This window comes from Bradyrhizobium sp. MI1.7 (genome assembly GCF_055811795.1).
Window position 1 is genome coordinate 1 of record NZ_JBVVPO010000015.1, and the last position, 25184, is coordinate 25184.

Annotated in this window: 22 protein-coding genes; 7 read left to right on the top strand and 15 right to left on the bottom strand. The window is 64.6% G+C overall.

The features are described from left to right. Positions 1 to 253: 253 nt before the first annotated feature. The gene (locus tag AC0L3X_RS16140; protein WP_063980020.1) at positions 254 to 940 is read left to right on the top strand and encodes a DUF1345 domain-containing protein; all 687 of its coding nucleotides are present in this window, start codon (positions 254 to 256) and stop codon (positions 938 to 940) included. 45 nt (positions 941 to 985) lie between these two features. On the opposite strand, the gene AC0L3X_RS16145 is transcribed toward AC0L3X_RS16140, so the two are convergent. Beyond that, positions 986 to 2803: a caspase family protein gene (locus AC0L3X_RS16145; RefSeq protein WP_063980021.1), complete on the bottom strand. Its 1818-nt coding sequence runs from the start codon at positions 2801 to 2803 to the stop codon at positions 986 to 988. Positions 2804 to 2975: 172 nt separating this feature from the next. Further along, positions 2976 to 3404, bottom strand: coding sequence for a GFA family protein (locus AC0L3X_RS16150; protein ID WP_063980022.1), 429 nt, complete (start codon positions 3402 to 3404; stop codon positions 2976 to 2978). A 94-nt stretch (positions 3405 to 3498) separates the two neighbouring features. Here AC0L3X_RS16150 and AC0L3X_RS16155 point away from each other — a divergent pair, with 94 nt between their 5' ends. The 3 genes from AC0L3X_RS16155 to AC0L3X_RS16165 all read left to right on the top strand — a co-directional run bounded on the left by AC0L3X_RS16155 (position 3499) and on the right by AC0L3X_RS16165 (position 6545). After that, a complete protein-coding gene (locus AC0L3X_RS16155; RefSeq protein ID WP_231143715.1) occupies positions 3499 to 3873 on the top strand; it encodes a nuclear transport factor 2 family protein in 375 nt (124 codons plus the stop codon). A gap of 145 nt (positions 3874 to 4018) precedes the next feature. Continuing rightward, a complete protein-coding gene (gene bla, locus AC0L3X_RS16160) occupies positions 4019 to 4888 on the top strand; it encodes a class A beta-lactamase (RefSeq protein WP_063980024.1) in 870 nt (289 codons plus the stop codon). Between the two features lie 46 nt (positions 4889 to 4934). Further along, entirely contained in the window at positions 4935 to 6545 is a 1611-nt protein-coding gene (locus AC0L3X_RS16165; protein ID WP_231143716.1) for a Na+/H+ antiporter, read from the top strand. A 96-nt stretch (positions 6546 to 6641) separates the two neighbouring features. Here the strand turns inward: AC0L3X_RS16165 and AC0L3X_RS16170 are convergent, their stop codons facing one another. The 7 genes from AC0L3X_RS16170 to AC0L3X_RS16200 all read right to left on the bottom strand — a co-directional run bounded on the left by AC0L3X_RS16170 (position 6642) and on the right by AC0L3X_RS16200 (position 14892). Next, entirely contained in the window at positions 6642 to 7406 is a 765-nt protein-coding gene (locus AC0L3X_RS16170) for an N-acetylmuramoyl-L-alanine amidase (protein ID WP_414643557.1), read from the bottom strand. A 354-nt stretch (positions 7407 to 7760) separates the two neighbouring features. Further along, positions 7761 to 8192 (bottom strand): hypothetical protein, encoded by a 432-nt coding sequence (locus tag AC0L3X_RS16175; protein ID WP_063980026.1) that lies wholly within the window; start codon positions 8190 to 8192, stop codon positions 7761 to 7763. Positions 8193 to 8273: 81 nt separating this feature from the next. Next, on the bottom strand, positions 8274 to 10904 hold the full coding sequence (locus AC0L3X_RS16180; protein ID WP_354131706.1) for an SUMF1/EgtB/PvdO family nonheme iron enzyme: 2631 nt from the start codon (positions 10902 to 10904) through the stop codon (positions 8274 to 8276). 137 nt (positions 10905 to 11041) lie between these two features. Further along, entirely contained in the window at positions 11042 to 11938 is an 897-nt protein-coding gene (locus tag AC0L3X_RS16185) for a TauD/TfdA dioxygenase family protein (protein ID WP_063980028.1), read from the bottom strand. Between the two features lie 175 nt (positions 11939 to 12113). After that, positions 12114 to 13397: a flavodoxin-dependent (E)-4-hydroxy-3-methylbut-2-enyl-diphosphate synthase gene (gene ispG / locus AC0L3X_RS16190; RefSeq protein WP_063980029.1), complete on the bottom strand. Its 1284-nt coding sequence runs from the start codon at positions 13395 to 13397 to the stop codon at positions 12114 to 12116. A gap of 12 nt (positions 13398 to 13409) precedes the next feature. Next, positions 13410 to 14363, bottom strand: coding sequence for a DMT family transporter (locus AC0L3X_RS16195; protein ID WP_063980030.1), 954 nt, complete (start codon positions 14361 to 14363; stop codon positions 13410 to 13412). Between the two features lie 34 nt (positions 14364 to 14397). After that, the gene (locus AC0L3X_RS16200; protein WP_038943833.1) at positions 14398 to 14892 is read right to left on the bottom strand and encodes a Fur family transcriptional regulator; all 495 of its coding nucleotides are present in this window, start codon (positions 14890 to 14892) and stop codon (positions 14398 to 14400) included. Positions 14893 to 15047: 155 nt separating this feature from the next. On the opposite strand from AC0L3X_RS16200, the gene AC0L3X_RS16205 reads away from it, so the two are divergent. Genes AC0L3X_RS16205 through AC0L3X_RS16215 form a run of 3 tightly spaced genes read left to right on the top strand, consistent with a single transcriptional unit; the run spans position 15048 to position 18259 of the window. Then, entirely contained in the window at positions 15048 to 15530 is a 483-nt protein-coding gene (locus AC0L3X_RS16205; RefSeq protein ID WP_014491125.1) for a MarR family winged helix-turn-helix transcriptional regulator, read from the top strand. Further along, positions 15523 to 16698 carry an HlyD family secretion protein gene (locus AC0L3X_RS16210; RefSeq protein WP_063980031.1) on the top strand — a complete coding sequence of 392 codons (1176 nt, stop codon included), beginning with the start codon at positions 15523 to 15525 and terminating at the stop codon, positions 16696 to 16698. The genes AC0L3X_RS16205 and AC0L3X_RS16210 overlap by 8 nt, the downstream gene beginning before the upstream one ends. A 4-nt stretch (positions 16699 to 16702) precedes the next feature. Beyond that, positions 16703 to 18259, top strand: coding sequence for an MDR family MFS transporter (locus AC0L3X_RS16215; protein WP_063980032.1), 1557 nt, complete (start codon positions 16703 to 16705; stop codon positions 18257 to 18259). Between the two features lie 132 nt (positions 18260 to 18391). Here AC0L3X_RS16215 and AC0L3X_RS16220 read toward each other — a convergent pair whose 3' ends face one another. From AC0L3X_RS16220 to pcaF, 6 genes are all read right to left on the bottom strand, one after another. Then, a complete protein-coding gene (locus tag AC0L3X_RS16220) occupies positions 18392 to 19480 on the bottom strand; it encodes an ecdysteroid 22-kinase family protein (RefSeq protein WP_231145444.1) in 1089 nt (362 codons plus the stop codon). A 48-nt stretch (positions 19481 to 19528) separates the two neighbouring features. Next, a complete protein-coding gene (locus AC0L3X_RS16225; RefSeq protein ID WP_473316526.1) occupies positions 19529 to 21220 on the bottom strand; it encodes a methyl-accepting chemotaxis protein in 1692 nt (563 codons plus the stop codon). 264 nt (positions 21221 to 21484) lie between these two features. Further along, positions 21485 to 22075: a protocatechuate 3,4-dioxygenase subunit alpha gene (gene pcaG, locus AC0L3X_RS16230; protein ID WP_063980035.1), complete on the bottom strand. Its 591-nt coding sequence runs from the start codon at positions 22073 to 22075 to the stop codon at positions 21485 to 21487. Further along, positions 22076 to 22777: a protocatechuate 3,4-dioxygenase subunit beta gene (gene pcaH, locus AC0L3X_RS16235; RefSeq protein WP_028155300.1), complete on the bottom strand. Its 702-nt coding sequence runs from the start codon at positions 22775 to 22777 to the stop codon at positions 22076 to 22078. Between the two features lie 119 nt (positions 22778 to 22896). After that, positions 22897 to 23790 carry a dioxygenase family protein gene (locus AC0L3X_RS16240; protein ID WP_063985948.1) on the bottom strand — a complete coding sequence of 298 codons (894 nt, stop codon included), beginning with the start codon at positions 23788 to 23790 and terminating at the stop codon, positions 22897 to 22899. Between the two features lie 99 nt (positions 23791 to 23889). Then, entirely contained in the window at positions 23890 to 25098 is a 1209-nt protein-coding gene (pcaF, locus tag AC0L3X_RS16245) for a 3-oxoadipyl-CoA thiolase (RefSeq protein ID WP_063980036.1), read from the bottom strand. Positions 25099 to 25184: the final 86 nt, after the last annotated feature.

Below are 25184 nucleotides of genomic sequence, written 5' to 3' on the forward strand. Positions count from 1 at the left end.
CAAGCCGCCGCGCGCTTCGTCGCCGAGCGGAAGAACTGATGTAGTGCACGATCTTCACCTCGCCCCGCTTGCGGGGAGAGGTCGATATTCAGGCGCAGCTTGAATATCGGGTGAGGGGGAGCCTCCGCGAATCCAGCTCTCACCGTCCTTGCGGAGGCGCCCCCTCACCCCGACCCTTTCCCCACAAGCGGGGCGAGGGAGCAGGCCGCCGCTGCGGCGACAACGAGAGTTGAGCGAGAGGGCTGGAGCCATCATGGCCACCGACAAAGACGATCCCGTCCTCGTCCGCTTCCGCAAGATGTCGCGGCCGATGCGGCTGATTTACGCGCGGCCGCGCACCTTTATCGCACTCGCTGCCGGCATCCTGGTCTGCTTGCTGCTGCCGGGATCGCACCGGCTGGTGACGCGGCTGCTGTTCGGCTGGGATGCGTTGATCGCGGTTTATCTCGTGCTGGTCTACGCGATGATGCTGTGCAACGACCAGCAGCACATCCGCCGCAGTGCCGCAATGCAGGACGACGGCCGCTTCGTGATCCTGCTGGTGACGGCGATCGGCGCCTTCGCCAGCATCGCAGCGATCATGTCTGAGCTCGGCACGCCGCATCGCGGGGCGTGGGAGTTGACCATCGCGATCGCCACCATCGCGCTGTCATGGGCCGCCGTGCACACGACCTTCGCGCTGCATTACGCCCATGATTATTACCGGCACCCGCCGGGCGGATTGCAATTTCCGAGCGGCGATAAGGAAGATCACGCCGATTATTGGGACTTCGTCTATTTCTCGTTCGTGATCGGCATGACCGCGCAGGTCTCCGACGTCGGCATCACCGACAAGACCATCCGCCGCACCGCGACCGCGCATGGCATCGTGTCGTTCATCTACAACACGGCGCTGCTGGCGCTGACAGTGAACATCGCGGCAAGCGCGATCTCGAACTGACGTCATCCCGGCAAGTGCCGAGACGACGGCGTCGATGGCGCGGTCCTAGTTGCACACCTCGGCATTGGCGTCGTTGCCGGGGCCGCCGCCGCCGCGATATTCGAGATGACAGCCGCGGTTGACCGGACGGCAGCTGCCGCCATTGCAGAAAATCTGCCCGCCACCCGAGGCGCGGCCGGCGCTCGCGGCAGCCGCAATGCCCGCTGCGGCACCATCGCCGCCCGCCGCGCCACCGGCCTGACGGCGCTGCCGTGCGGGACGCTCATCGCCGTCGTCGCGCTTGGCGGTTGCGCGCTTGGCCGTCGCAGGCTTGGCGATGTGCTGCTTCTCGCACGCATTGTCGTCGTTGATCGCATAGCCCTCACGGCAAACGATCTTCGTGCACGTGTCGCCGTCGGCCTTGAAGCCGTGCTCGCAGACCAGCGGGCAGACGCGCGACGGCTTTGACTTGACGGTATCGAGCGCATCGGTGCTCGCCACTTTCACGTCGAGCCTGGTGCCGGCGTAACGGTTGAACTGCGACAGCGAGCGCCGCGAAGTTGTATTCCAGTTGCCATCGGCCTGCCCGGAGAAACAGCCGACGCGGCCGAGCTCGGTCTGCACCAAGCGGCTGAGGTCGACCGGCGTGGTCGTCGACGTCAGTGAAGCGACGCTGGTGCCGGCGGGGCTCGCCGTGCTGGCGGGTGCAGCACCTGGCGCCGCGGCGGCGAGGTTGACGCGCTGCTGCTCGGCCGCGGCTGCCTGCTGCTGCACCTGCTCCTTGGCCTTCTGCGCGGCGAGCTGCGCCTGCTCGGCGGCCTTCGCATCAGCCGCGGCCTTGGCCTGCGCATCCTTCTGCGCGCCGAGGGCGGCAAGACGATCGCGTTCGGCCTCGGCCTGCTTCGCCTTCTCGGTGGCCGCCGCATGGGCCTGCTCGGCACCGATTTTGTCGACCTGAAGCTTGGCGAGATTCGCATAGAAGCCGTCAGGATGCTGGGCCAGGAATGCCTCCCAGGCCGGCCTGTTGCCAACCTGGAGCGCGAGCTCGTAGTCGCGGCGGATATCGGCCGCCTGCGGGTTCGCCACCGGCGCCACCGGAGCGGCCGCGACCACCTTAACCGGCACCAGCGGCACGTCCTCGCCGCCGAGCGAGCCGTACACGAACGGCTCCTGCTTGTTGCCGGTCGATTTGAGCACGTCGTCGCGCACGAAGCCGAAGGCGCGGCGGACGTCGAGGCCCGGCGTCGTCAGATGCTTCGACAGTGCCATAGTAAAGGGGCTGTTGGCGCCGTCGCCGTCCTGCGCCGTGAAGCCGGCCTTGGCCGAATACGCGATCAGCGTGTTGGGGCTGTTCGGCTCGACCTGGGCCAAGCCGCGGCCGATGCCGCGCGAGACAACCGTGCGCTTCATGGTCTTGCCGAACGGATTATCGCGGCAGGCGTCGAGGATCACCAGGCGAAGCTGCTTGGCGGGCTCGACCGTGACCAGGACGCGGTCGAGCGACAGCCCCTGGTCGTAGACATCGGTGTCGCGTTCGAGCTTGGCGTCAACAGGGATCAGATAGTTCGAGCCTTCGACCTCGATGCCGTGGCCGGCATAGTAGATCACGGCGATGTCGGCATCGCGCGTCGCATCGGCAAAATCGCGCAGCACGCGCCGCGTCTCCAACGCGGACAGATCATGCCGGGACTCCACAATTTCGAAGCTGGCGTCCTTCAGCGTCTTGGCCATCACTGCACCGTCATTGACGGGGTTCGCGAGCGACGGCGCGTACTGATACGACGAGTTGGCAAGGACCAGCGCCACGCGCTTTCCGGCGAGAGCGGGCGCAGCGCCGAACAAGAGAGCCAGAAAAAGCGGACAAAGTCCGAGCAGGCTACGCATGACAGAACTTCCAGAGATCGGGAGCAATTCGGTCGCCCTTTGGGGATTGCCTTAGCAGAATCCGCCATCGCATTTGTGATGGAGATCACGAAGACGATGCCGGCAAACTGCCAAGGAACTCTTTAGTCTCGCCGGAGCGATAGCGGTTCGCTGGCGCAGGCCAAGTATGCGCTCAGTCACCCCCGATGTGTCCCCGGTATTGCGGCAGCTCGTCCGTGATCTCATGCCAGGGCGCTTTCGAGCCCACGAAGATGTGGGCGCTCGGCCGAATCGAGGGGGCGTCAACCAGGGTTCCCATGGCGACATGGACCCATTTTCCCTCGCGCACCCGGGAATAAAGCAACGAGCCGCAGCGGGCGCAGTGCGCGTCGTGGGTTGTGTCGTCGCCATAGATCAGGCGCTGGTCCTCGCCACGGACGATGCGGAGCTTGTCCTGCACGATCCCGGCGAACGGCTTGAAGGCGGAGCCGGTGGTGCGGCGGCAGTTCGAACAGTGGCAGTTCAGCGCGTAAGAGAACGCGTCCGCGACCTCGTAGCGCACCGCACGGCAATAGCATTCGCCGGTGAGGATACGAGCGTTCGAATTTTCTGATCCGGTCATTCCAGCGTCCTCGCGCAATTGACGCAGACACCCATAGCGCATTTTGATGCGTACGACTAAGTTCGCCCCGAGCCATCATTCAAAGGGGTGACCCATGAGCCAGAACCGTTCGAGCGTCGAAGCCGTCGTGCAATCCTATTTCGACGGACTTTACGAAGGCGATGCCGAAAAACTCGGCGCCATCTTCCATCCCTCCGCCGATTTGCGCTGGGTCGAGAAGGGCGAGCTTCAGGTGCTGACCGTCCCCGACTGGCTCGACCGCGTCCGCAAGCGCCCTTCCGGCAAGGCCGAAGGCAAGCCGCGCGAGGATTTCATCGTCACCATGGACCGCTCGGATGACAAGACCGCCTTCATCAAGGTCAGGTGCCAGCTGCCGCCGCGCTTTTTCACGGACTACCTGGTGGCGATGAAGCTCGCCGACGGCTGGCAGATCGTGTCGAAATCGTACCGGTATGACCTGAGGGAGTGAGGGCACCCTCGCACTGCCCGAAATCCGGCACACTCGCCCCGCATTCTCCGTCATTGCGAGCGCAGCGAAGCAATCCAGTCTGTCTCCGCGGAAAGATTCTGGATTGCTTCGCTGCGCTCGCAATGACGATGTCTGAAAGTCCCTTATGCCTCTCGACCGCCGCTCCCTGCTCGCCTCGCTCGCCTGGATCGCCGCCTCTCCCGCGCTCGCCACAGACGCGCCACCCGAGCTCGAATCCTACGAGCGCGAAACCGGCGGGCGGATCGGGGTCTATGCCGAGAACCTCGCGACTGGTGCGAAGCTCGCATGGCGCGCCGACGAGCGCTTCGTCATGTGCTCGACGTTCAAGGCTTCGCTCGCGGCCTGCGTGCTGGCGCGGGCCGATCGCGGCGAGGAGCAGCTTGCGGCCATGATCCCCTACGGCAAGGCCGACCTGCTCGACTACGCACCTGTCGCCAAACAAAATCTCGCCGCCGGCGCGATGTCGGTCACCGACATGTGCAAGGCGATTGTCGAGCTCAGCGACAACACCTGCGCCAACCTGCTCTTGGCGCGGATCGGCGGCCCCGCCGCGCTCACGGCCTTCTGGCGATCGCTCGGCGACACCACCTCGCGGCTCGACCACAACGAGCCCGAGCTCAACCGCTCACCGCCCGGCGATCCCCGGGACACCACGACGCCGGCGGCGATGGCCGGCAATCTGAAGCGGCTGGTGGTCGGCGAAGCATTGTCGCCGGCCTCGCGGACCCAGCTCACCGAATGGATTGTGGGCTGCAAGACCGGCGCCAACCGGCTGCGCGGCGGCCTGCCGGCAGGCTGGAAGATCGGCGACAAGACCGGCAACAACGGCAAGGATGCGTCGGGCGATATCGCGGTCGTCTGGCCCAAGCTCGACAGTAAGCCAGATGTACCAATCCTGATCGCGGCCTACACCCAGGGCGGCAGGCCCAACGCCGCGCAGATCGAAGCCGTGTTCGCGCGCGTCGGACGCATGGTGGCCGAACGGCTGGCGTGAGCCGCGACGCATTGACCTTTTGGCCGCTTCCGGGCCAAGACAGGCCATGATCGCAGCGAAATTTCAGACCTTTCTCATCCTGCTCACGGTGCTGGCCGGCACCGCGCTGGTCGCCCGCCGCTTCAACATCGCGCCCGCCATTCTCCTGATGCTCTCAGGCGTCGGCCTCGCCTTCGTGCCGGGCATGCCGCCGGTGGAACTGCCACCGGAACTGGTGCTGCTGATGGTGCTGCCGCCGCTGATCTACTCGGCGAGCGTCGCCATGAGCTGGCGCGAGTTCAGGAACAATCTGCGGCCGATCGTGCTGCTCGCGGTCGGCGCGGTGATCTTCACCGCGGCGCTGGTAGCTACTGCCACGCATTATGTGATCGGCCTGCCCTGGACCATCGGATTCCTGCTGGGCGCCATCGTCGCGCCGCCCGACGTGGTGGCGCCGCTCGCGATCGCGCGCCGTCTGAACATACCGCGCCGGCTCCTGGTCATCCTCGAGGGCGAGGGACTCGCGAACGACGCGACCGCCCTGATCCTCTACCGCTTCGCGCTTGCGGCCATCATGGTCGGCCATTTCTCACTGCCGCTGGCGGCCGGCGAGTTTGTCCTCATCGTCGCCAGCGAGATCGCCTTTGGCATCGGCATTGGCTGGCTCTCCCTTCGCTTCCGCAAATGGTCCAGGGATCCGCAGGTCGAGCTGACGCTGTCGCTGATCACGCCCTACGTGTCCTACTGGCTGCCCGAGCATCTCGGCGGCTCCGGCGTGATCGCGACCGTGGCCTGCGGCCTCTATGTGAGCTGGAACGGGCCGCTGCTGATCTCGGCGTCGACCCGCCTGCAAGGCATCTTCTTCTGGGATCTCATCATCTATCTGATCGAGGGCCTGCTGTTCCTGCTCACCGGATTCCAGATGCGGGCACTCTACGAGAAGTCGAAGGCGTTTCCGCTCGACGATATCATGATCGCGACCGCGGTGGTTTTGACGGTCATCGTCATCGCACGCTTCGTCTGGCTGTATCCTGCGATCTATCTGCCGCGGATATTGAGCAAGAGCCTGCGCAAGCGCGACCCATCGCCGCCATGGCAATGGCCGTTCGTGCTCGCCTTCACCGGCGTGCGCGGCGCGGTGTCGCTGGCGGCCGCGCTGGCGCTGCCGTTCACGTTGCCGGGCGGCGAGGCCTTCCCGTATCGCGACCTGATCCTGTTCGTCGCCTTCGGAGTCATCTTCGTGACGCTGATCGGCGTCGGCCTGACGCTGCCGCCGGTGGTGCGCTGGCTCGGTGTCGCCGAGGCCGGCCGCAACGAGCATGTCGCCGAGCACGAGGCCGAGATCTCGGCACGCCGCCAGGCGCTCGAGGCGGCGCTGAAGTCGCTCGACGCAATGACCGAGGAAAAGGATGTGTCGGACGAGGTGATGCGGCTCCTGCGCGCGCGTCACGAGATTCGTGTCAACCAGCTTCCGGATTCACTCGACCCCAACCATCACGACGTCTCCGCCGCCGGCACCGCCCTGACCCGCGACCTGATCGTCGCCGAGCGAAAGTTCATCCACGACCTCCTGCGCGACGGCCAGATCACCGACGAGACGCGGCGCCGGATCGAGCGCGACCTGGACCTGGAAGAGGCAAGCCTTGCGAACAGGGAGTATCGGGGGGTGCCGTTGTAGCCTTTTCGTCATTGCGAGCGAAGCGAAGCAATCCGGACTGCTGCCGTGGAAAGACTCTGGATTGCTTCGCTTCGCTCGCAATGACGGCAGCACCAACTATCGCCTCTCGCAAAATTCCCCGACCCCCGCCGCAACGGCGCCCGCAATCATCTCCTGCCGCTCCGACGAGTTCATCTCCATCTCCTCGTCGCGGTTGATGATCGAGCCGGCCTCGAGCAGCACGGCCGCGCTTCTCGCTCGCGACAGCACGACGAGCCCGTCATAGCGGTAGACGCCGACATCCTTGTCGAGCAGCTGGCGTCGGTAGCGGCCCATCACCGGCAGGGTGTATTGGCTGGCATAGTGCAGCCCCTGCTCCTTCAACTGCCTGCCGATCATCCGGGCCAGCTTCAGGCTGCTGGTGAAGTGTGGATTGCGCTCGGACACGAACAGCGAGTGACCCGAAAAACGGTCGCTAAAATAGCTCTTTGCGCCGTCGAATTCCCAGGTCTCGAGCAGCTTGTCCGGCACTGAGTCGTGATGGATCGACAGCACGAGATCGGCCCGGCCGTCATTCGCGGCACTGACGCGCTTGAACAGGCTCGGCCGCGCCTTGCCGTCCGTGACGAGCAGCCGGGTTGCGGTAAAGCCTTCGGATTTGAGTTTTGCCGTGACCAGCCTTGCGAGCCGGAAGTTGAAGCCGAACTCCGGATCATTGCGCGCGCTCAACGCGCCGTAGGAGTCCGGGGTGTGCCCGACGTCGACGACGATCCGAAATTTTCGCGGCTCGCATTTCTCCGGTGCGGGCGACGGCTTAGGTCTGGCTTTCGCAACCTTTCGGGCCGGGGCAGCACGGCCCGCGTCGATCGACGGAAGCAACATTGCGACCAGCGACACGAGGAGAATTGTGACGATGCCTCGTCCTAACGACAAGTCCTACTCCGCTGCCGCGATCCGCGGCCTCCCGACGAAGTCGGCGACGTCGCCGAAGCGCTGCACGACGATCGCAACAACTCGCCCATTCCCGTCCCCAAGCCGGACTCGGTCAGGAACTTGTTGTCCTCGGCGCGGAGCATGGCGGATCCTCCCGATTTGATTTTCGGGAAGATTGGCGCGGACGCGGGAAGACGTCAACGCAAGCACGGCTTCGTGAAGTGGGTTGGCGCAGCGTAATCGCCGCCTTTATCGCAGGCCGAAGGGGGCAGATCTTAGGGCTCCTATCCGCCCCCATCGCAATTACCTGACGGTGACGGCGACTGTGTATACCTTGCCATTATCCGGGTCGGTAGGGTCCGCCGTCACGCGCCGATACGTGAAGGAGTCTTCACCGACATAACCCTTCTTGGATTGGTACACCACGCTGGTCAGCCGCACGGTCTTGGCCTCTCCGCTTCTCAATTTGCGTTGCCCGGTGCTCGCTCGCGTCGTCACGGCACCGCTCTTCGGCGGAGTCACGACTTCAATGCTGACGGGCCAGACCTTGCCACTGCTGTCGACGCGCCAGTGTCCGCCGCATTTGCAGATTTCCTTTGCCTCGCCCGATTTCACGACGAGCGACGTGTTCCCCCCGCCCGCATGTGCGCCACAGAGGATTCCGAAGAACAGGACGAGCCCCGCGGTGATTTTGATCAAGAGGGCCGACGGTAGGCGTACCGGGTAGGTTGTCATTTCATAAGTCTCCAATGAAAAAATCTTAGAGTTATTGTATGGGATTGTTCCGGCTGGCGAGGCCGATGCACTCGTGCCCGGCTATCTCAAGGTTCTCGCGACTCGAAATCCAACGTTGCTCACGCGTCCTTCGGACTGCACGCCGTAACGGCTCCCCGCTTCGACTGCATCCGCCTTGCTGACCCAGGAGCCTCCCCTGAGGACACGCTGCTCGCATCGGCCTTTCAGCCAAGGACTCCCGTCCACAGGCGCGCCCTCATAAGTGTCGTTGACGCAATCCTCGACCCATTCCCAGATATTGCCGTGCACCTGATAGAGGCCCCACGGATTCGGCTGGAAGGAATCGACAGGAGCCGTCTTTTGCCCGGAGGCACCCTTTGCATTCTTGTCCTGGCTGGCCCTGTCATCGTAGTTGGCCTGGCCCCGAGACACGGAGACTCCCCACCAGAACGATGACGTCGTTCCCGCGCGCGTCACATATTCCCGCTCGGCTTCGCTCAGGAGGCGGTACGTCTTGCCGGTGCGGGCCGACAACCAGGCTGCATAGCTCTTGGCATCCGACCAGGAAATGTTGATCGCCGGTCGTCTCCCGCGGCCCCAACCGTTGTCCCAGGGCTTGTACCCATTGCATCCCCCATCGGCGACGCAGGCGTCCCATTCCGCAAACGTGACAGCGTAACGGCCAACCGCGAATGAATGGGCGAACGTCACCTTGTGGCGAGACGATTCCGCGGTGCGTTTCGATGCACTCTCCGACGTCCCCATCATGAACGCGCCCGGCGGGACCACAACCATCTCCGGACACTTTTCACATTCCTTGAAGCTGGCCTTCTGCTTCAGAGCCGCCTCTTCCGAATCGGACAACACCTTGATGCCGATCGCAGTCAGTCCTTCGCGCTGCGGGGTCGTGTCTGGAGCCGGAAGCGTGGCGTTGGTGGAGGCCATCTGCACCGCCTGTAACGCCTTGAACCGTTCGCGCGCCTCTGCGGAGCGCGCGCTTTCGGGAAATTTGCTCAGAAACTCTTCGAACATCGCCGGCGAGCGCCCATCCTTTATCGCGTTCCAGACGATCTCGTCGGTTGCGGGCGGGGGCGGAGGAGGTGCCGTTGTCGCCGCGCGTTCCTTCTTCAGCTCGTCACGACGCGACAGTGCGGCGGAGAGGTGCGAACTGTTCGAATATTTGACGGAATACTCCTCGAAGATCGCGGGGTCGTGCGACTCCTTGATCGCGCTCCAGACGATCTCATCTGCAGGCGGAGGTGGCGGCGCTTGAGCAGCAGCGATCTCCTTCCGCAGGTCATCCCCTCGCTGTCGTGCGGCCGCGATGTGCGGGCTCGCCGCGTATTTACTCACGAACTCATCGAAGATCGCGGGATCGCGCGATCCCTTGATCGCGGCCCAGACGATGTCCTCGGCGGCGGGAGGTGGCGGAGCTTGCGCGGCGGCAATCTGCTTTTTCAGCTCATCCCTGCGCCTCTGGGCGTCCGCCAGATGCGGGCTTGCCGGAAACTTGCTGGCGAAATCATCGAAGATTGCCGGATACGTCGAGCCTTTGATGGCATCCCAGACGACCTCGTCGGCGGTCGGAGGCGGTGGAACGCGGGCGGCAGCGGCGGCGATCTGCTTTTGCAGCTCGTCGGCGCGCGATTGCGCCTCGGCGCGATGCTTGCTGGCCGGAAACTTGCTGAGGAAATCATCGAAGATTGCGGGATAGTTCGAATCCCTGATCGCCGTCCAGACGATTTCGTCGGCGGTCGGCGGCGGGGGTATGCGCGCGGCAGCCGCAGCTTGCGCCTGCTTGAGCTCATCACGCCGTGATTCGGCCGCCTTCAGATGTGGCGTCGTCGGAAACTTCGCGATGAAATCCTCGAACACGCCCGGATAAGCCGAATCCTTCACGGCGTTCCAGACGATGTCATCCGTCGTTGGCGGTGGCGGCAGTTTCGGTGCATCGACGATCGAGATGACAGAGCCGCCCAATGATCCGTAGACGAACGGCTCCTGGTGACGATTGGTGACCTTCAGCACTTCGTCGCGAACTCGGCCGAACGCAATCCTCAAGTCCAAGCCGGGAGCGGCGATGTTGTGCAGCAGCGCGGCCGTGAAAGGACTGTTTTTGGCATCGCCGTCCAGCGCAACCGATCCGGCCTTGGCCGCGAAGGCAATCAGCGTATCGGATATCGCCGGCTCGACCTTGGCCAACCCGCGACCGATCGATCGGGACGCTATGGTTCGCTTCATGGTCTTCAAGAACGGGTTGTCCCGGCACGCATCCAGGATGACGAGGCGAAGCCGCCTGGTGGGCTCGATTGATTTCAGAATGCGATCGAGGGAAATGGCTTCATCCTCAATGTCGAAATCGCGGGACAACTTCGCGTCGACGGGGATGACGTAGTTTGCACCATCGACCTCGATGCCATGGCCGGCGAAATAGACGACGGCCACGTCGGCATCGCTTGCCATCTCGGCGAAATCGCTGATCGCGCGCCGCATGTCTGAAATACCAAGATCACGGCGAGCATCGACCGCGGAGAATCCTGCAGATCTGAACAGGGAGGCAATCTCGGCGGCGTCATTCCGGGGATTCGGAAGGCTCGGGACATTCCGGTACGACGAATTGCCAATCACCAGGGCGACGCGCTTCTCGGCCAGCGCCTGACCCGCGAACCCGTAAAAAACGAGCGCAAGAATGGTAGCCGCCACCCAGCGCATAATTCCCCCCAAAGCGCCCTTTGCGAGTATATCGCTGGTTGTAGCCCCTGCAAGCAGCACCGCGAGCCCACATCATTCGACGGGGGCGATCCCAAGTCCGTGATTCAGGTCACTGAGCGATTGGCGACGGTGGCCGTTTAAATCGGCCGCTCCCCCTTCACCGTGACCCGCGTGCCCGAGCGCGTGTGCGGCCAGTAGTCCCACATCGCGCGGTGCTGGGTGCAGCGGTTGTCCCAGAACGCGATGGCGTTCTCGGTCCAGCGGAAGCGGCACTGAAACAGCGGGTTCTCGGCGTGCTGGTAGAGATAGGCGAGCATCGCATCGCTCTCGTCGCGCGGGATGCCGTTGATGTGGCGGGTGAAGCCGCGGTTGACGTAGAGCGCCTTCCTCCCCGTCACCGGGTGCGTGCGCACCACCGGATGCTCGGCGCTCGGATAGGACGGACGATCGGCGACGCCGTAATTGGCGTAAAGCCCGCGATAGATCGGCTCGCCGTCATGCAGCGCGGTCAGCCCGTCGAGATACGCCTTCATCCGATCCGACAGCGCCTCATAGGCCGCGTACATGTTGGCGAACAGCGTGTCGCCGCCGCGCGGCGGGCACTGCTTGATGTAGAGGATCGAGCCCATCGGCGGCTCGAGATCGCAGGACACGTCCGAATGCCAGCCCTCGCCGTTCGCCCGCGGCGAGTTCTTGTCGGCGTAGATCTTCATCAGCGCCGGATCTTCGTCCTCGTGAGGTGCTGCGGGATGGAAATGCAGATCGCCGAACTTGCGGCCGAACGCGAGATGCTGTTTTGGCGTGATGTTTTGATCGCGGAAGAAGATGACGAGGTTTTCGGCGAGCGCGCGGTGGATCTCGTCCATCTGCCGGTTGGAGCGGGCATCGCCATCGACGAGGCTGCCGAGGTCGACGCCGGATATTTCCGCGCCGATGATGGGGGTGAGCTTTTCGACCGCGATGGTCTCGTAAGCCGCGCCGTCTTCGGCCGTGTGGCGATAGCGCGGACCCTGCTTGCCGGATAGCGAGCTCATGGGTGTTACTCCCAATCATTGTTGATTGGGGACATCGTAGCCCGGACGCAGCGAAGCGCAATCCGGGAACGGTCGTTCCGCGGTGGGCAGCGCCCCGGATTTCACGGTCGCGCAAAAAATAAGGCGGGTTACGCTTGCGCTAACCCGCCTTACAATTTCAATGTTGAGTGGGCGCTTACTCCGCTGCGGTCACCGGCACCTTGGCGCCCTGGCCGTAGCGCTGGTCGATATAGTCGATCACCAGCGCCTTGAAGTCGGCGGAGATGGTCGGGCCGCGCAGCGTGCGGAATTTCTTGCCGTCGACGAAGACGGGCGCGGCCGGGGCTTCGCCGGTGCCCGGCAGCGAGATGCCGATATTGGCGTGCTTGGATTCGCCGGGGCCGTTGACGATGCAGCCCATCACCGCGACGTTGAGCTCTTCGACGCCCGGATATTTCGTCTTCCAGCCCGGCATCTCGTCGCGGATGAACGCCTGGATCGAGCTCGCCAGCTCCTGGAACGTGGTCGATGTGGTGCGGCCGCAGCCGGGGCACGCCGCAACCAGCGGCACGAAGGTGCGGAAGCCCATGGTCTGCAGCAATTCCTGGCCGACCTGCACTTCGCGGGTGCGGTCGCCGCCGGGCTCCGGCGTCAGCGAGATGCGGATGGTGTCGCCGATGCCCTGCTGAAGCAGGATGCCGAGCGCGGCCGACGAGGCCACGATGCCCTTAGTGCCCATGCCGGCCTCGGTGAGACCGAGATGGATGGCGTAATCGGAACGCGCCGCGAGATCCTGATAGACCGCGATCAGATCCTGCACCGCCGACACCTTTGCGGACAGGATGATGCGATCCTTGGGCATGCCGAGCTCTTCGGCGCGCGCGGCCGAGAGCAGCGCCGACTGCACCATGGCCTCGCGCGTCACCGCGCGCACGTCGCGCGGATTGGCGGACGCGGCGTTCTCGTCCATCAGCTTGGTCAGCAACTCTTGGTCGAGCGAACCCCAATTGGCGCCGATGCGGACCGGCTTGCCGTTCTTGTTCGCGATCTCGATGATGTCGGCGAACTGGGTGTCGCGCTTGTCCTTGAAGCCGACATTGCCGGGATTGATGCGATATTTCGCGAGCGCCTCGGCGCAGGCCGGATAGGCCGCGAGCAGCTTGTGACCGATATAATGGAAGTCGCCGATCAGCGGCGTGGTGATGCCGCGCTTGGCGAGGCCGTCGCGGATATGCGGAACGGCAGCAGCGGCCTCCTCGCGGTCCACGGTGATGCGGACCATTTCGGAGCCGGCGCGCGCAAGCGCTGCGACCTGGGCGATGGTGCCGTCGATGTCGGCGGTGTCGGTATTGGTCATCGACTGCACGACGATCGGCGCACCGCCGCCAACGGCGACGTCGCCGACCTTGACCTGGGTGGTCCGGTGCCGGGGCGCCGGGCCCGCGATGTCGGAATCAATGGGGTTTTCGAGCTTGTTCATGGGGTCCAAATATCAGGTTTTGGTGACGTTGAGCAATGCATCGCGCGGCGCCGCAGCCGTTGAGCTGGGACGGTTAACCAGAAAAAGCCCAGCAATTACAAGGATCGCAGCGGCCCCGAATGTCAGGCTCAAGGTGTCGTGCATGATGAAATAGCTACCCACCACGCCAAACAAAGGGGTGATGAAGGTAAAAGCCGACAATTTGCTGGCCGAATAGGTCTTCACCAGCGCGAACCAAAGCGTGAACGTGGTTCCAACCACCCAGATCGCCTGGAAGGCCATCAGGCTGAGCGACAGCGGCGACGGGGTCCGGGTGATGGTCTCCCCAAACAGCCAGGCGGCGGTGCCCAGGATCGGGATCGAGGTCGCGACCTGATAGCCGAGTGCCTTTTCCGGCGCCGCGAAGCGCAGCCGGGTGCCCTTGGCGACCAGTGTGGTCGCCGCCCAAAGCCCTGCGCCGGCCACGATCAGGAGGTCGCCGAGCAGGATGTGCGAATCCACATTGGGCTGCGGCACGCCGATCGCGAGCGCAACTCCGGCAAAGCTCACAGCCAGCCCCAGCCATTGGGTGCCCCCGAGCCGCTCGCCGAGCACCTGGTAGGACCCGAGCGCGACGAAGAACGGCGCCGTGTAGAGGAACACCACCGCGCGCGAGGCCGAGGTCAGGCGCAGGCCCTGGAAAATCAGCACGAACTCGACGCCGAACATCAGCCCGGCGACCAGGCCGGCCTTCCACGTGCCGTCGCGCTCGAAGAATTTGACGCCGCGCAAGCTGCCGACGATGAACAGCACGGGCAACGCACCCATCGAGCGGATCATCGCCTGGAGCATCGGCGGCACCTCCGGCAGCACCAGCTTCACCGCGATCTGATTGAAGCCCCAGGTCAGGCACAGCATGAGCATCACGGCGATGGCGCCGGCACTGAGGGGGCGACCGGCGGACGGTATGGCTTGTGGTGCGGACATTTCTTCCCGAATACCGGCTTGCGCCTTTGTTGCTTTATGCAGCTTTCTGACAATGGGCGCAGACGCCCGTAATCTCCACCACGGACAGTTTTGGTGCGAAGCCTGAGCTTCGCGCGGCGGCATTGAGATCCTTGGCGAAGGACGCCGACGGGATCTCGCCGACCAGGCCGCAGCGCTCGCAGATCAGGAACGCCACCGCCGAGGTCGCGTCGTGGTCGTGGGCGGCGCAGGCGAGGTAGGCGTTGCGGCTTTCGATGCGGTGCACGAGGCCGTTGGCCATCAGGAAATCGAGCGCACGGTAGACCGTGATCGGCGCCGGCCGCGGCATCGACTTTGCCAATTCGTCGATGATCTCATAGGCGCCGAGCGGCCGGTGGCTGGAGAGCAGCGCCCCCAGCACCTGGCGGCGGATCGGCGTGAATTTCTGCGCGCGAGCCTCGCAAACCGTCTCGGCGTGCGCCAGCGCGTCCGCGGTGCAGCGGCCGTGATCGTGGTCAGGCGTCGGAAATGCCGGCTTTGCGAGGGTCATGTGGCCTGCCTTCTAGCATTTCGGCCGTGGAACCCAAAGCGCGACCGGGAATGCGCCTGTCAGCCATGCTCTTGCTGCGGGACAGCGTCCCGCTAATCCGCCACGAAATAATCATAAGCTTGCTTATTATAGTCAAGCTCATTGGAGATAACGTTATGACCCGCGGGTCCGTCGACCAGAACTTCCTGTTTACGCTCGGTGAACTCTACCGCCTCTTGCGGGTCTATGCCGACAAGGAGGCATCGCGCTTCGGCATCACCCGCGCGCAATGGGCGGTCCTGGCCAAGGTCGAGCGCAGCGAGGGCATGAAGCAGTCGGAACTCGCCGAGTTGCTGGAGATGCAGCCGATCACGCTGACGCGCCTGATCGACAAGCTCTGCGACAGCGACTGGATCGAGCGCCGCAGCGACGCCTCGGACCGCCGCGTCAAGCGCCTCTATCTCAAGAAGGCCGGCCGTGCGCTGCTCGGCAAGATGAGCGGCCTGAAATCGGAACTCACGGCGAACGCACTCGACGGCATCAGCCCGGCGGACGCCCACCGTCTCCTCACCCAACTCGAATCCATCAAGGAAAACGTGCGTAACGCGATCCAGACATCCGGCGCGGAACAAGCGCGTAAGGAGCAGCGCTATGGCTGATCAGGTCCTCAAGTTCCAGCCCGAGCAGAAGAGCGACAGCGGCAAGCCCACCAAGAAAGCCGGCACCGATCCGCGCCGCCGCCTGGTGGCGGGCCTGCGCCGCTATCGCCGCTTCCTGCTCCTGGTCGTGCTGCCGCTCGTCGTCGCCGTCGGCGGCCTCACCTTCTATCTGAACGGCGGCCGCTACGTCGGCACTGACGATGCCTATGTCGGCGCGCAGAAGGTCCTGGTGACGCCCGACATCTCCGGCAAGATCCAGAAGGTCGTCGTGAGGGAAGGCCAGATCGTCAAGCAAGGCGACGAGCTGTTCGAGATCGATCCCGTGCCGTTCCGCCTCGCGGTGGACGAGGCCAGGGCGCAGCTGATGCAGGCGCAGTCGACCTATGACAACCTCCGCGCCAATATCAAGATCTACGGCGACATGCTCAACCTCGCGCAACAGGGCGTCGACCTCAAGCAGCGCGACGTCGAGCGCAAGCAGGCGCTGGTGAAGAACAGCTACGGCTCGCAACTCGACCTCGACAACTCCGCGAACGCGCTGGTCACATCAGGTTCGATCGCGCAATACGTCAAGCAGCAGATCTCGACGGCCAAGACGCAGCTGCTCGGCGACACCGACCTTCCGCTGGAGAAATTCCCCCCCTACGCGCAGGCCAAGTCCAAGCTCGACAATGCCGAGCGCAATCTCGACCACGCCGTGGTGCGGGCATCGATGGGCGGCGTTGCGACGCAGGTCGAGCAGATTCAGCTCGGCCGCTACGTCACCGCCGGCACGCCGGTGTTCTCCATCATCGACGTCGCCCACCCCTGGGTCGACGCCAATCCGAAGGAGAGCGACCTCACCCACGTCACCGAGGGACAGCCTGTGACCCTCGAGGTCGACGCGTTCCCGAACCACGTCTTCAAGGGCAAGATCGGTTCGCTCTCGCCCGGCACCGGCGCGCAATTCGCGATCCTGCCGCCGCAGAACGCCACCGGCAATTTCGTCAAGGTGGTACAGCGCGTGCCTGTCAGGATCTATTTCGACGAGACCGACAAATACGTGCGGAAGCTGAAGGCCGGCATGAGCGTCTACGCCACCATCGACACTGGCCACAAGCGCTCGCTCGCCGGCCTGTTCGGATTGTCGGCGACGGCGAACCAGGACAAAGACCAGGACAAGGACTGATCCGATGTCCGGCCCCAATGCCAGCCTGATGGTCCCCGGCCTGCGCAGGAACATGGTGACGATCTGCGCCATGACCGCGACCATCATGCAGGCGCTGGACACCACCATCGCCAACGTCGCCTTGCCCTACATGCAGGGCTCACTGTCGGCCTCGCAGGACCAGATCAACTGGGTCTTGACCTCCTACATCGTCGCCGCCGCGATCATGACGGCGCCGGTCGGCTGGATCGCCAACCGCTTCGGCCGCAAGCGCATCTTCATCATCTGCGCCGCCGGCTTCACCTTCGCATCCGTGCTGTGCGGCTTGGCGCAGGACATCAACCAGATGGTGCTGTTCCGTCTGCTGCAAGGCGTGTTCGGCGCGGCCCTGGTGCCGCTGTCGCAATCGGTCATGCTCGACTATTACACGCTCCAGGAACGCGCCAAGGCGATGTCGATCTGGGGCATGGGCGTGATGATGGGCCCGATCATGGGCCCCTCGCTCGGCGCCTGGCTGACCGAGACCTATTCCTGGCACTGGGTGTTCTTCGTCAATCTGCCGTTCGGCGCCATCACCGTGCTCGGGCTGATCGTCTTCATGGACGAGACCAAAAAGGACATCAGCCTCAAGTTCGACTGGTTCGGCTTTGCCGCGCTGGCGATCGCGATCGGCTCGCTTCAGCTCGCGCTTGACCGCGGCGAGCAATTGGGCTGGCTCGAATCCGGCGAGATCATCGCAGAATTCATTGTGTCGGCCGTCGCCTTCTACTTCTTCCTCGCGCACTCCTTCACGACGTCGACGCCGTTCATCCGCTTCGCGCTGTTCAAGGATCGCAACTTCGTCACCGGCTGCATGTTCATGGTCGTGATGGGGCTCGTGCTGTTCTCGACCATGGCGCTGGCCTCGCCCTACATGCAGAACGTGATCGGCTATCCCATCATCACCGCCGGCCTGCTGCTGGCGAGCCGCGGCTTCGGTACCTTCTTCGCCATGATGCTGGTTGGCCGCATGATGCGTTATTTCGAGGCACGCACACTGATCATCACCGGCCTGACGCTGACCGCGGGCTCGCTGTTCCAGATGACCGGGTGGACCGACCTGACCCAGGTGCCGGAGATCGTCACCGTCAGCGTCATCCAGGGCTTCGGCTTCGGCCTCGTCTTCGTGCCGCTCTCGACGGTGGCGTTCCTGACCCTGTCGAACGAGCTGCGCACCGACGGCACCGCGATGCTGACCCTGATGCGCAACGTCGCGAGCTCGGTCGGCATCTCCGTCGTCATCGCCGAACTGACGCAGGGAACGCGGAGGACCTACGCGATCCTGTCCGAGTACATCAACCCGTTCAACCACGCGCTCCAGATGCCCAGCGTCAGCGGCATGATCAATCTCTCCACCGACGCCGGCCGCGCCATGGCCGACAGGATGGTCAGCGTGCAGGCGCAGATCATCGCCTTCGCACACGACTATATGCTGGTGATGATCTTCATCCTCTGCACCATCCCGCTCGCCTTGCTGATCGGCTCGACCAAGGCCACGCTGCGCAAGCAGGCCGCGGGGCCGGAACATGCGGTGATGGAGTAACCACAGGTGTCATGCCCCGGCTTGACCGGGGCATTCAGTACGCCGCAGCTTCTCCGAATCCCACAACCGTCTCTGGAATACTGGGTCGCCCGGTCAAGCCGGGCAACGACAGCGAACAGGTGGCACGAGCTTCTACAACAACTCCTCGCAGCCCAAATCGTCCACCGCCATCATCACCCGCTCCAGATTATTCCACCAGATCAACGGCGGGATCTGGATGCTCCACTGCCAGACCGGCTTGGTGATGTGCCAGAGCACGGACCAACGGTAGTCGCGATCGAGCGCACCTCGCGTGTAGCCCGTGATGCCGCTTTCGATCAGCGTGTTATGATAGAAATTGAGCAGCGAGCGTTCGAGCGCCTGCCGTCGCTCCGGGTACCATTGCATCGCCATCATGTAGGCGAGATCGTTGGTCGGGACGTCGATGCCCCACAGGTCGAAGTCGAAGATGCGCGCGGTATCGGCGACACCGGTGCGGGGCAGCAGGAAATTCCAGCTATGGGCATCACCATGGGTGATGCTGAGATGACGGCGCGAATGATAGCGCTCGGATAGCCGGGCCGACTGATCGATGAGGCGACGGTAGATGAGGCGTCGCTCCTCGCTGAGACGGTCACCGAGCAAATCGGCAAAGCGGTCGTAATGACCCGCGAACGCCTCCATGTGCTGCGTGCTGTCTTCGGTGCTCGCCCAGCTGCCGACGGTCTCGCCGAGATCGGGATGGTCCCACCAGGCCGCATGCCAGCGCGCCAGCGTCGTGACGATCGCGATCGCCTGCTCGCGTGACGGCGGCAGCGGCCATTGCGTTGCGACCTCGTGGCTGTCGGTGAGATCCTCGAGCAGCAGGTGCCAGGCGAGGCTTTCTTCGTCGAAATGCGCGTCGAAGCAGCGCGGCACCAATCCCAGCGGCATCTTCGGCGCAGGCTGCGTGTAGTACGCCACCTCGTGCCGGCCGGCATTGGCGAGCGTCTGCGCAAACGCGGAATTGGCGGTCTTCAGGATCAGCGATTGCGGCGCACCGGCGGATTCCCCGACATAGCGCAGGCCGAGGCGGACGATGTGTGACACGACGGTGTCACGCTGATGCAGCACCTTCACCTCGCGCACGGCGCCAGCGTCCAGCACGCCACCCCTGCGCAGCGCAGCCGTCAGTTGGGCGGGCTCAACGACCGCCGGCAGTTGTGGAGGTGTCATGACCACGATGCCCCTGTCCCGCGCAATACTGCACGATCACGACCCCACGCACCAGCCGCAGACCCGGCGCCCGGCTCAAGCCGCTGCGGTCGAGTCGCGCACGGTCCGGACGACGACCGACCGCAGCGATTCCAGGTTGGCCGCCATGCCCGCGATCGCCTGCCTCACCTCCGTGGCGCGCGCGTCCACCGAGGCGGCGTCGCGGCTGACATTGGCGATCTTGGCCGAGACCTCCTTCGCAGCGGATGCCGATTCGGAAATCGACCGCGCGATCTCCCGCGTCGCGGAGTCCTGCTCTTCCATCGCCGCCGCGACCGACGTCGCCACGCCGTCGATCTCGACGATGTGGCCTCCCATCGTCTCGACGGCATCGACTGCGGCCTGGGTCGAGGCCTGAACCTCGGCGATCAGGCGCCCGATCTCTTCGGTGGATTTGGCGGTCTGGTCGGACAGGGATTTCACTTCGGCCGCAACCACCGCAAAGCCGCGGCCGGCCTCGCCGGCCCGCGCGGCCTCGATCGTGGCATTGAGCGCCAGGAGGTTGGTCTGGCCGGCGATGCCGCCAATGAGGTCGGAGACCTCCGCAATCTTCTTCACTGCGCCCGCCAGCGCCTGGATGGTCGAACGCGCCTGCTCGCGGCCCGCGACCGCCGATTTCGTGACAGTGCTGGTCCGTGCCACCTGGGTTGCGATGTCCCGGATCGAGGCGCTCAGTTGTTCGGCGGCGGCCGAGACGGTCTGCGAGCTACCCAGCGCCTGGGTGGAGGCCGAGGCCACCGCCTGCGACTCCGCGGACAGCGACCGGGCGATCTCGGACAGGCTGGAGGCGGCCCGTTCGACGCCCTGGCTTGCCACGCTCGCGGAATCGACCGAGCGGCCGGTCTCGCGCTCGACGGTCTCGGCCATCTGGTGCAGGGCGCCGCGCTTGGCCGTCGCGGCCTCCTGCTCCTTCCGCAACTGCTCCTCGCGCAGGCGCGAATTCTCGATCGCCCCCTGCTTGAACACCTGGAGCGCACCCGCCATCGAGCCGACCTCGTCCTGGCGGTGCGCGAAGGGGATGTCGGCGGCGAGATCGCCGGTCGCGAGCTTCTGCATCGTGTCCGTCATGCGCACGATCGGGCGCACCACGCCAAGCGCGACGCCGAGCAGGCCTGCGGCAATAAGGGCCAGGACGGCTGCGGAGACGCCGAGGAGAATGTAGAGGACCGAGCTGTCGCGCTCGGCCGCCAGCTTCTCCATGTCGGCATTCTGCTTGTTTGCGCTCTCGACGATGCTGTCGATGACGGCGCGGTGCGCGGTGTAGGCGTCCTTGAGCTGCGCATAGGCGCGTTCGGCGCCGGCCACGTCCTTGGCTTTGAGGGCCGGCAGGAGCTGATCAGACAGAAGCTTCCAGAACTTCTGCACCTCGGCGTCAGATTTCGACACCAGCGCCGTCTTCAGATCGGTGGAGAGGCTGGAGGTGGTCCAGAATGCCTTGCGCTCATCGTAATCCTTGCGGAGCTGGACCAGGCGTTCGCCATGGGCCGACAGCTGGTCCGGCTCGCGCATGGCGAGCGTGGCCTCGAGATAGGCTTCGATCACATATTCGGGCGGCGGCAGGATGTCCGCGATGAGGTCGTTGCCGAGCTTGATGTCGGAATAAAGCGGACCGCCGACCTTGAGCTCGCGCAGGGCGTAAAGGCTGGTCGAGACGACGGCAGTAAAGCCGATGGCGAGAACGATCCCGAATGCAATGACCGCAGAAGAAAGCGAGAGACGAATTTTCATGAAACAATCCAATGGCGCAGGTCGAAATCCGAACGGACCCTAAACAACTGCGGTAAACACGGGATTGCTTCGCGCGGAAATTGTATCCCGCGGGCACCGGAAAATTACGAAAAGAGGACGTCAGTCGGTCGTTTTTGAGTCAGCGAGATCGACTCGGGGCACGAACAGAAACGTCTCAGGCCCGATGAAACGCAGCAACCAGCTCAGTTGCGCTGGATGAGAAACGCGTGGCGGCTGTCGATATCGCCGCCACGCGTTGCTGCCTCACATGTCGAAGAAGACCGTCTCGTCGTCGCCCTGAAGCCGCAGGTCGAGCCGATAGACCGCCTTCCCCGCCTCGCGCGTCGCGATCAGCGTCGCGCGGCGATCGGCCGGCACCAGTCCCAGCACGGGATCGGTGGCATTGCCGGCCTCGTCGCTGAAATAGATGCGGGTGTAGAGATGCCGCAGCATGCCGCGACCGAACACCGCAAGCACGATGTGCGGCGCCTGCGGCTTGCCGTCGGGATCGGGCACCGCGCCCGGCTTGACGGTGTCGAAGGAATAATTGCCGTCCTTGTCGGTGCCGCAGCGGGCAAAGCCGCGGAAGCTGGCATTGGGCAGAGCGCGCTTGTCCTGGGGGTCGGCGAAGCGGCCCTGCGCATCCGCCTGCCAGATCTCCAGCATGACGTCGGGCACCACGACGCCGTCGCCGTCGAACACGCGGCCTTCGATGCGGACGCGATCCCCGGTGACGTCGGGCGTCAGCGTCGAGTTGGTGAACGCGTCGTTCCAGGCGTATTCGCCGGTCGGCGTCAGGCCGTATTTGAAGAACGGACCGACGGTCTGCGATGGGGTAATACCGTTGTCCTGCACTTAAGTGTTCTCCATTGGCGTGGCGTTCTTGCCGCGCAGCACGATGTCAAAGCGGTAGCACAGCGCCCATTCGGGCTGCGTGTTCTCGAGGTCGAAAGACGACACCATCCGCGCCCGCGCCTTCTCGTCCGGCACCGAATTGAAGATCGGGTCGAACGGGAACAGCGGGTCGTTCGGGAAATACATCTGCGTCACGAGCCGCGTGACGAAGGAATGGCCGAACACCGACAGATGGATATGCGCGGGACGCCAGGCGTTGTGGTGATTGCCCCAGGGATAGGCGCCAGGCTTGATGGTGACGAAACGGTAGTAGCCGGCGGCATCGCTCACGGTGCGGCCCGCGCCGGTGAAGTTCGGATCGAGCGGCGCCGGGTGCTGGTCGCGGACATGGACGTAGCGGCCGCAGGAATTGGCCTGCCAGATCTCGACCAGCGAGTTCGGCACGCCGCGTCCGTCCTCGTCGCGCACATGGCCGTGCACGATGATGCGCTCGCCGATCGGCTCGCCGGTATGCTGGGTGGTGAGATCGGCATCGCCCTCGCGCACGGTCTCGTGGCCGTAGACCGGGCCGGTCAATTCCGACAGCGTGTGGCGCATCGGGATCAAGGGCTTGTTCGGCGCGCGCTTGATCGAGCTCTTGTATTCGGGCGACAGCGGCAGCGGATGCGCCTTGTTGCTGTCGACGGGATAGATGAATGTCATTGGCGAACTCCTCCCCGGCCATTTTGCTCCAGCCGGTCAACGCTTCCCCCGATCATTATAGAACATAACTAATCTAGGGAAGCGGGTTTGGCGGGCGTTCTGCGCCCGGCAGGGCCACGCTATTTGATCGGCGGACGCGGTAACACGGCCTCACCGGCCTCCAGCCGATAGGTGTGGTCGAGCGAATACCAGGGGGTCGGGACGTCTCGTGCGGTCGGATGCGGCGTGTCGTGGCGCTGGAACTTGCCGATCAGTGCCTGCGTCACCCCGAACTGCACGTCGCTGTCGATATGCGGGTCGGCGGGGTCGTAGACCTGCGAGATCAGCACCTTGAATCCGGGCTTGAAGATCAGCGCGTGCAGATGCGCGGGCCGATAGGGATGCCGGCTCTGCGCCTCGAGGAGGCGCCCGACCACGCCGTCGGTCGGGATGGGATAGCCCACCATCATCACCGAGCGGAAGGCGAAACGTCCGTCCTGGTCGGTCGTGAACTTGCCGCGCAGGTTCATGTCGGCTTGATCAGGGTCCTGGTTCTCGTAGAGACCGACCGGCGAGGCGTGCCAGACATCGACCTCCGCATCGGCGACGGGACGGCCGTCTTTGTCGACGACGCGGGCGCTGACGAACAGCGGCGCGCCGGGCGTCTCCGAGCGGACGATCGAGCCGCCATTCTCGACCCGCGGCGAGTTCAGCCGCCAGAACGGGCCGAGCAGCGACTGATCGGTTTCGGTATTGCCCTGATCGCCGTTGTTGAGCAGGCACAGCAGCGGCGAGACGCCGAGCGAGCCCGCCATCAGCACGACTTCGTTGTGCGTGTCGGTCGTGAGCTTGCCGAGCTCGGCCACGATCGCGGTCGCGTCCCGGAACTCCTTCTCGGTCAGGCGGACATCGCGGACGAAGGCGTGCAGATGCTTGACCAGGGAGACCATGATCTGACGCAGCCGCGGATCGGACGTCCGCTCCATCACCGCCAGTGCCGCGGCCGTGACGTCCTGCTCGCGCTCGATGATCATGCTCGTCTCCGGATTACCCGTCATTCCGGGCGCGAGTGAAACGAACGAGCCCGGAATCTTCGCCTCTCCCCGCTTGCGGGGAGAGGGAGAGGAGAAAGCTCAGTTCAGCTTCTCGATCGCGACCGCAACACCCTGGCCGACGCCGACGCACATGGTGGCCAGCGCCAGCTTGCCGCCGCGCTTTTCCATGCCGTGGACGGCGGTGAGCGCGAGGCGCGCGCCGCTCATGCCGAGGGGATGGCCGAGCGCGATGGCGCCGCCATGCGGATTGACAAAATCGGCATCGTCGGCAACGCCGAGCTGGCGCATGCAGGCAATGCCTTGCGAGGCGAAGGCCTCATTGAGCTCGATCAGGTCGAAATCGCTGATCTTCTTGCCGAGGCGTTCCATCAGCTTGCGGGTCGCCGGCACCGGGCCGATGCCCATGATGCGCGGCGGCACGCCGGCCGAGGCGAGGCCGAGGATGCGTGCGCGCGGGGTGAGGCCATGCTTCTTCACGGCGGCTTCAGAAGCCAGGATCATCGCGGCCGCGCCGTCATTGACGCCGGAGGCGTTGCCGGCGGTCACGGTACCGGGATTGCGCACGATCGGCTTCAGTTTTGCCAGGCCTTCCAGCGTCGCCTCCGGGCGCGGATGCTCGTCCTTGTCGACCGTAATCGGGCCGGCCTTGCCGCCGGGAATGGTGATCGGCGTGATTTCCTCGGCGAAATAACCCGCCGCGATCGCCGCGCCTGCGCGCTGCTGCGAGCGGATCGCGAAGGCGTCCTGGTCGGCGCGCGAGACCTGGAATTCCTCGGCGACGTTCTCGCCGGTCTCCGGCATGGCGTCGACGCCATATTGCGCCTTCAACAGCGGATTGATGAAACGCCAGCCGATGGTGGTGTCAAAAATCTCGGCGGAGCGCGAGAAGGCTTCCTGCGCCTTGCCCATCACGAAGGGCGCGCGGGTCATGGATTCGACGCCGCCCGCGATCGCAAGCTCGATCTCGCCGGAACGGATGGCGCGGCCGGCCGCACCGACCGCGTCGAGGCCGGAGGCGCAGAGCCGGTTCAGGGTCTGGCCGGGAACCGAATCCGGCAGGCCCGCAAGCAGCAGCGCCATGCGCGCGACGTTGCGGTTGTCCTCGCCGGCCTGGTTGGCGCAGCCGAAGAAGACTTCGTCGACCTGTGCCCAATCGAGATTGGGATGCTTGGCCATCAGCGCCTTGATCGGGGCCGCCGCGAGGTCGTCGGCGCGCACCTTGGCGAGCGAGCCGCCGAAACGGCCGATCGGGGTCCGCACGGCATCGCAGATAAAGACGTCACGCATCGTTGTTCTCCCTGAATGCCGCGGTCCGGCCCAAATTCTTCAATGTCCGCGGAGTTTTAGGAGGGCGCCCGCGGCAGGTCAATTGA

What these genes read in the sequence shown, in the direction of transcription:
- AC0L3X_RS16150 (WP_063980022.1), bottom strand. Translation starts at nt 3,404, where the DNA reads ATGACCGGATCAGAAAATTCGAACGCTCGTATCCTCACCGGCGAATGC.
- bla (WP_063980024.1), top strand. Translation starts at nt 4,019, where the DNA reads ATGCCTCTCGACCGCCGCTCCCTGCTCGCCTCGCTCGCCTGGATCGCC.
- AC0L3X_RS16155 (WP_231143715.1), top strand. Translation starts at nt 3,499, where the DNA reads ATGAGCCAGAACCGTTCGAGCGTCGAAGCCGTCGTGCAATCCTATTTC.
- AC0L3X_RS16180 (WP_354131706.1), bottom strand. Translation starts at nt 10,904, where the DNA reads ATGCGCTGGGTGGCGGCTACCATTCTTGCGCTCGTTTTTTACGGGTTC.
- AC0L3X_RS16165 (WP_231143716.1), top strand. Translation starts at nt 4,935, where the DNA reads ATGATCGCAGCGAAATTTCAGACCTTTCTCATCCTGCTCACGGTGCTG.
- pcaH (WP_028155300.1), bottom strand. Translation starts at nt 22,777, where the DNA reads ATGACATTCATCTATCCCGTCGACAGCAACAAGGCGCATCCGCTGCCG.
- AC0L3X_RS16200 (WP_038943833.1), bottom strand. Translation starts at nt 14,892, where the DNA reads ATGACCCTCGCAAAGCCGGCATTTCCGACGCCTGACCACGATCACGGC.
- AC0L3X_RS16210 (WP_063980031.1), top strand. Translation starts at nt 15,523, where the DNA reads ATGGCTGATCAGGTCCTCAAGTTCCAGCCCGAGCAGAAGAGCGACAGC.
- AC0L3X_RS16195 (WP_063980030.1), bottom strand. Translation starts at nt 14,363, where the DNA reads ATGTCCGCACCACAAGCCATACCGTCCGCCGGTCGCCCCCTCAGTGCC.
- AC0L3X_RS16205 (WP_014491125.1), top strand. Translation starts at nt 15,048, where the DNA reads ATGACCCGCGGGTCCGTCGACCAGAACTTCCTGTTTACGCTCGGTGAA.
- pcaF (WP_063980036.1), bottom strand. Translation starts at nt 25,098, where the DNA reads ATGCGTGACGTCTTTATCTGCGATGCCGTGCGGACCCCGATCGGCCGT.
- AC0L3X_RS16175 (WP_063980026.1), bottom strand. Translation starts at nt 8,192, where the DNA reads ATGACAACCTACCCGGTACGCCTACCGTCGGCCCTCTTGATCAAAATC.
- ispG (WP_063980029.1), bottom strand. Translation starts at nt 13,397, where the DNA reads ATGAACAAGCTCGAAAACCCCATTGATTCCGACATCGCGGGCCCGGCG.
- AC0L3X_RS16185 (WP_063980028.1), bottom strand. Translation starts at nt 11,938, where the DNA reads ATGAGCTCGCTATCCGGCAAGCAGGGTCCGCGCTATCGCCACACGGCC.
- AC0L3X_RS16215 (WP_063980032.1), top strand. Translation starts at nt 16,703, where the DNA reads ATGTCCGGCCCCAATGCCAGCCTGATGGTCCCCGGCCTGCGCAGGAAC.
- AC0L3X_RS16170 (WP_414643557.1), bottom strand. Translation starts at nt 7,406, where the DNA reads ATGTTGCTTCCGTCGATCGACGCGGGCCGTGCTGCCCCGGCCCGAAAG.
- AC0L3X_RS16140 (WP_063980020.1), top strand. Translation starts at nt 254, where the DNA reads ATGGCCACCGACAAAGACGATCCCGTCCTCGTCCGCTTCCGCAAGATG.
- AC0L3X_RS16145 (WP_063980021.1), bottom strand. Translation starts at nt 2,803, where the DNA reads ATGCGTAGCCTGCTCGGACTTTGTCCGCTTTTTCTGGCTCTCTTGTTC.
- AC0L3X_RS16240 (WP_063985948.1), bottom strand. Translation starts at nt 23,790, where the DNA reads ATGATCATCGAGCGCGAGCAGGACGTCACGGCCGCGGCACTGGCGGTG.
- AC0L3X_RS16225 (WP_473316526.1), bottom strand. Translation starts at nt 21,220, where the DNA reads ATGAAAATTCGTCTCTCGCTTTCTTCTGCGGTCATTGCATTCGGGATC.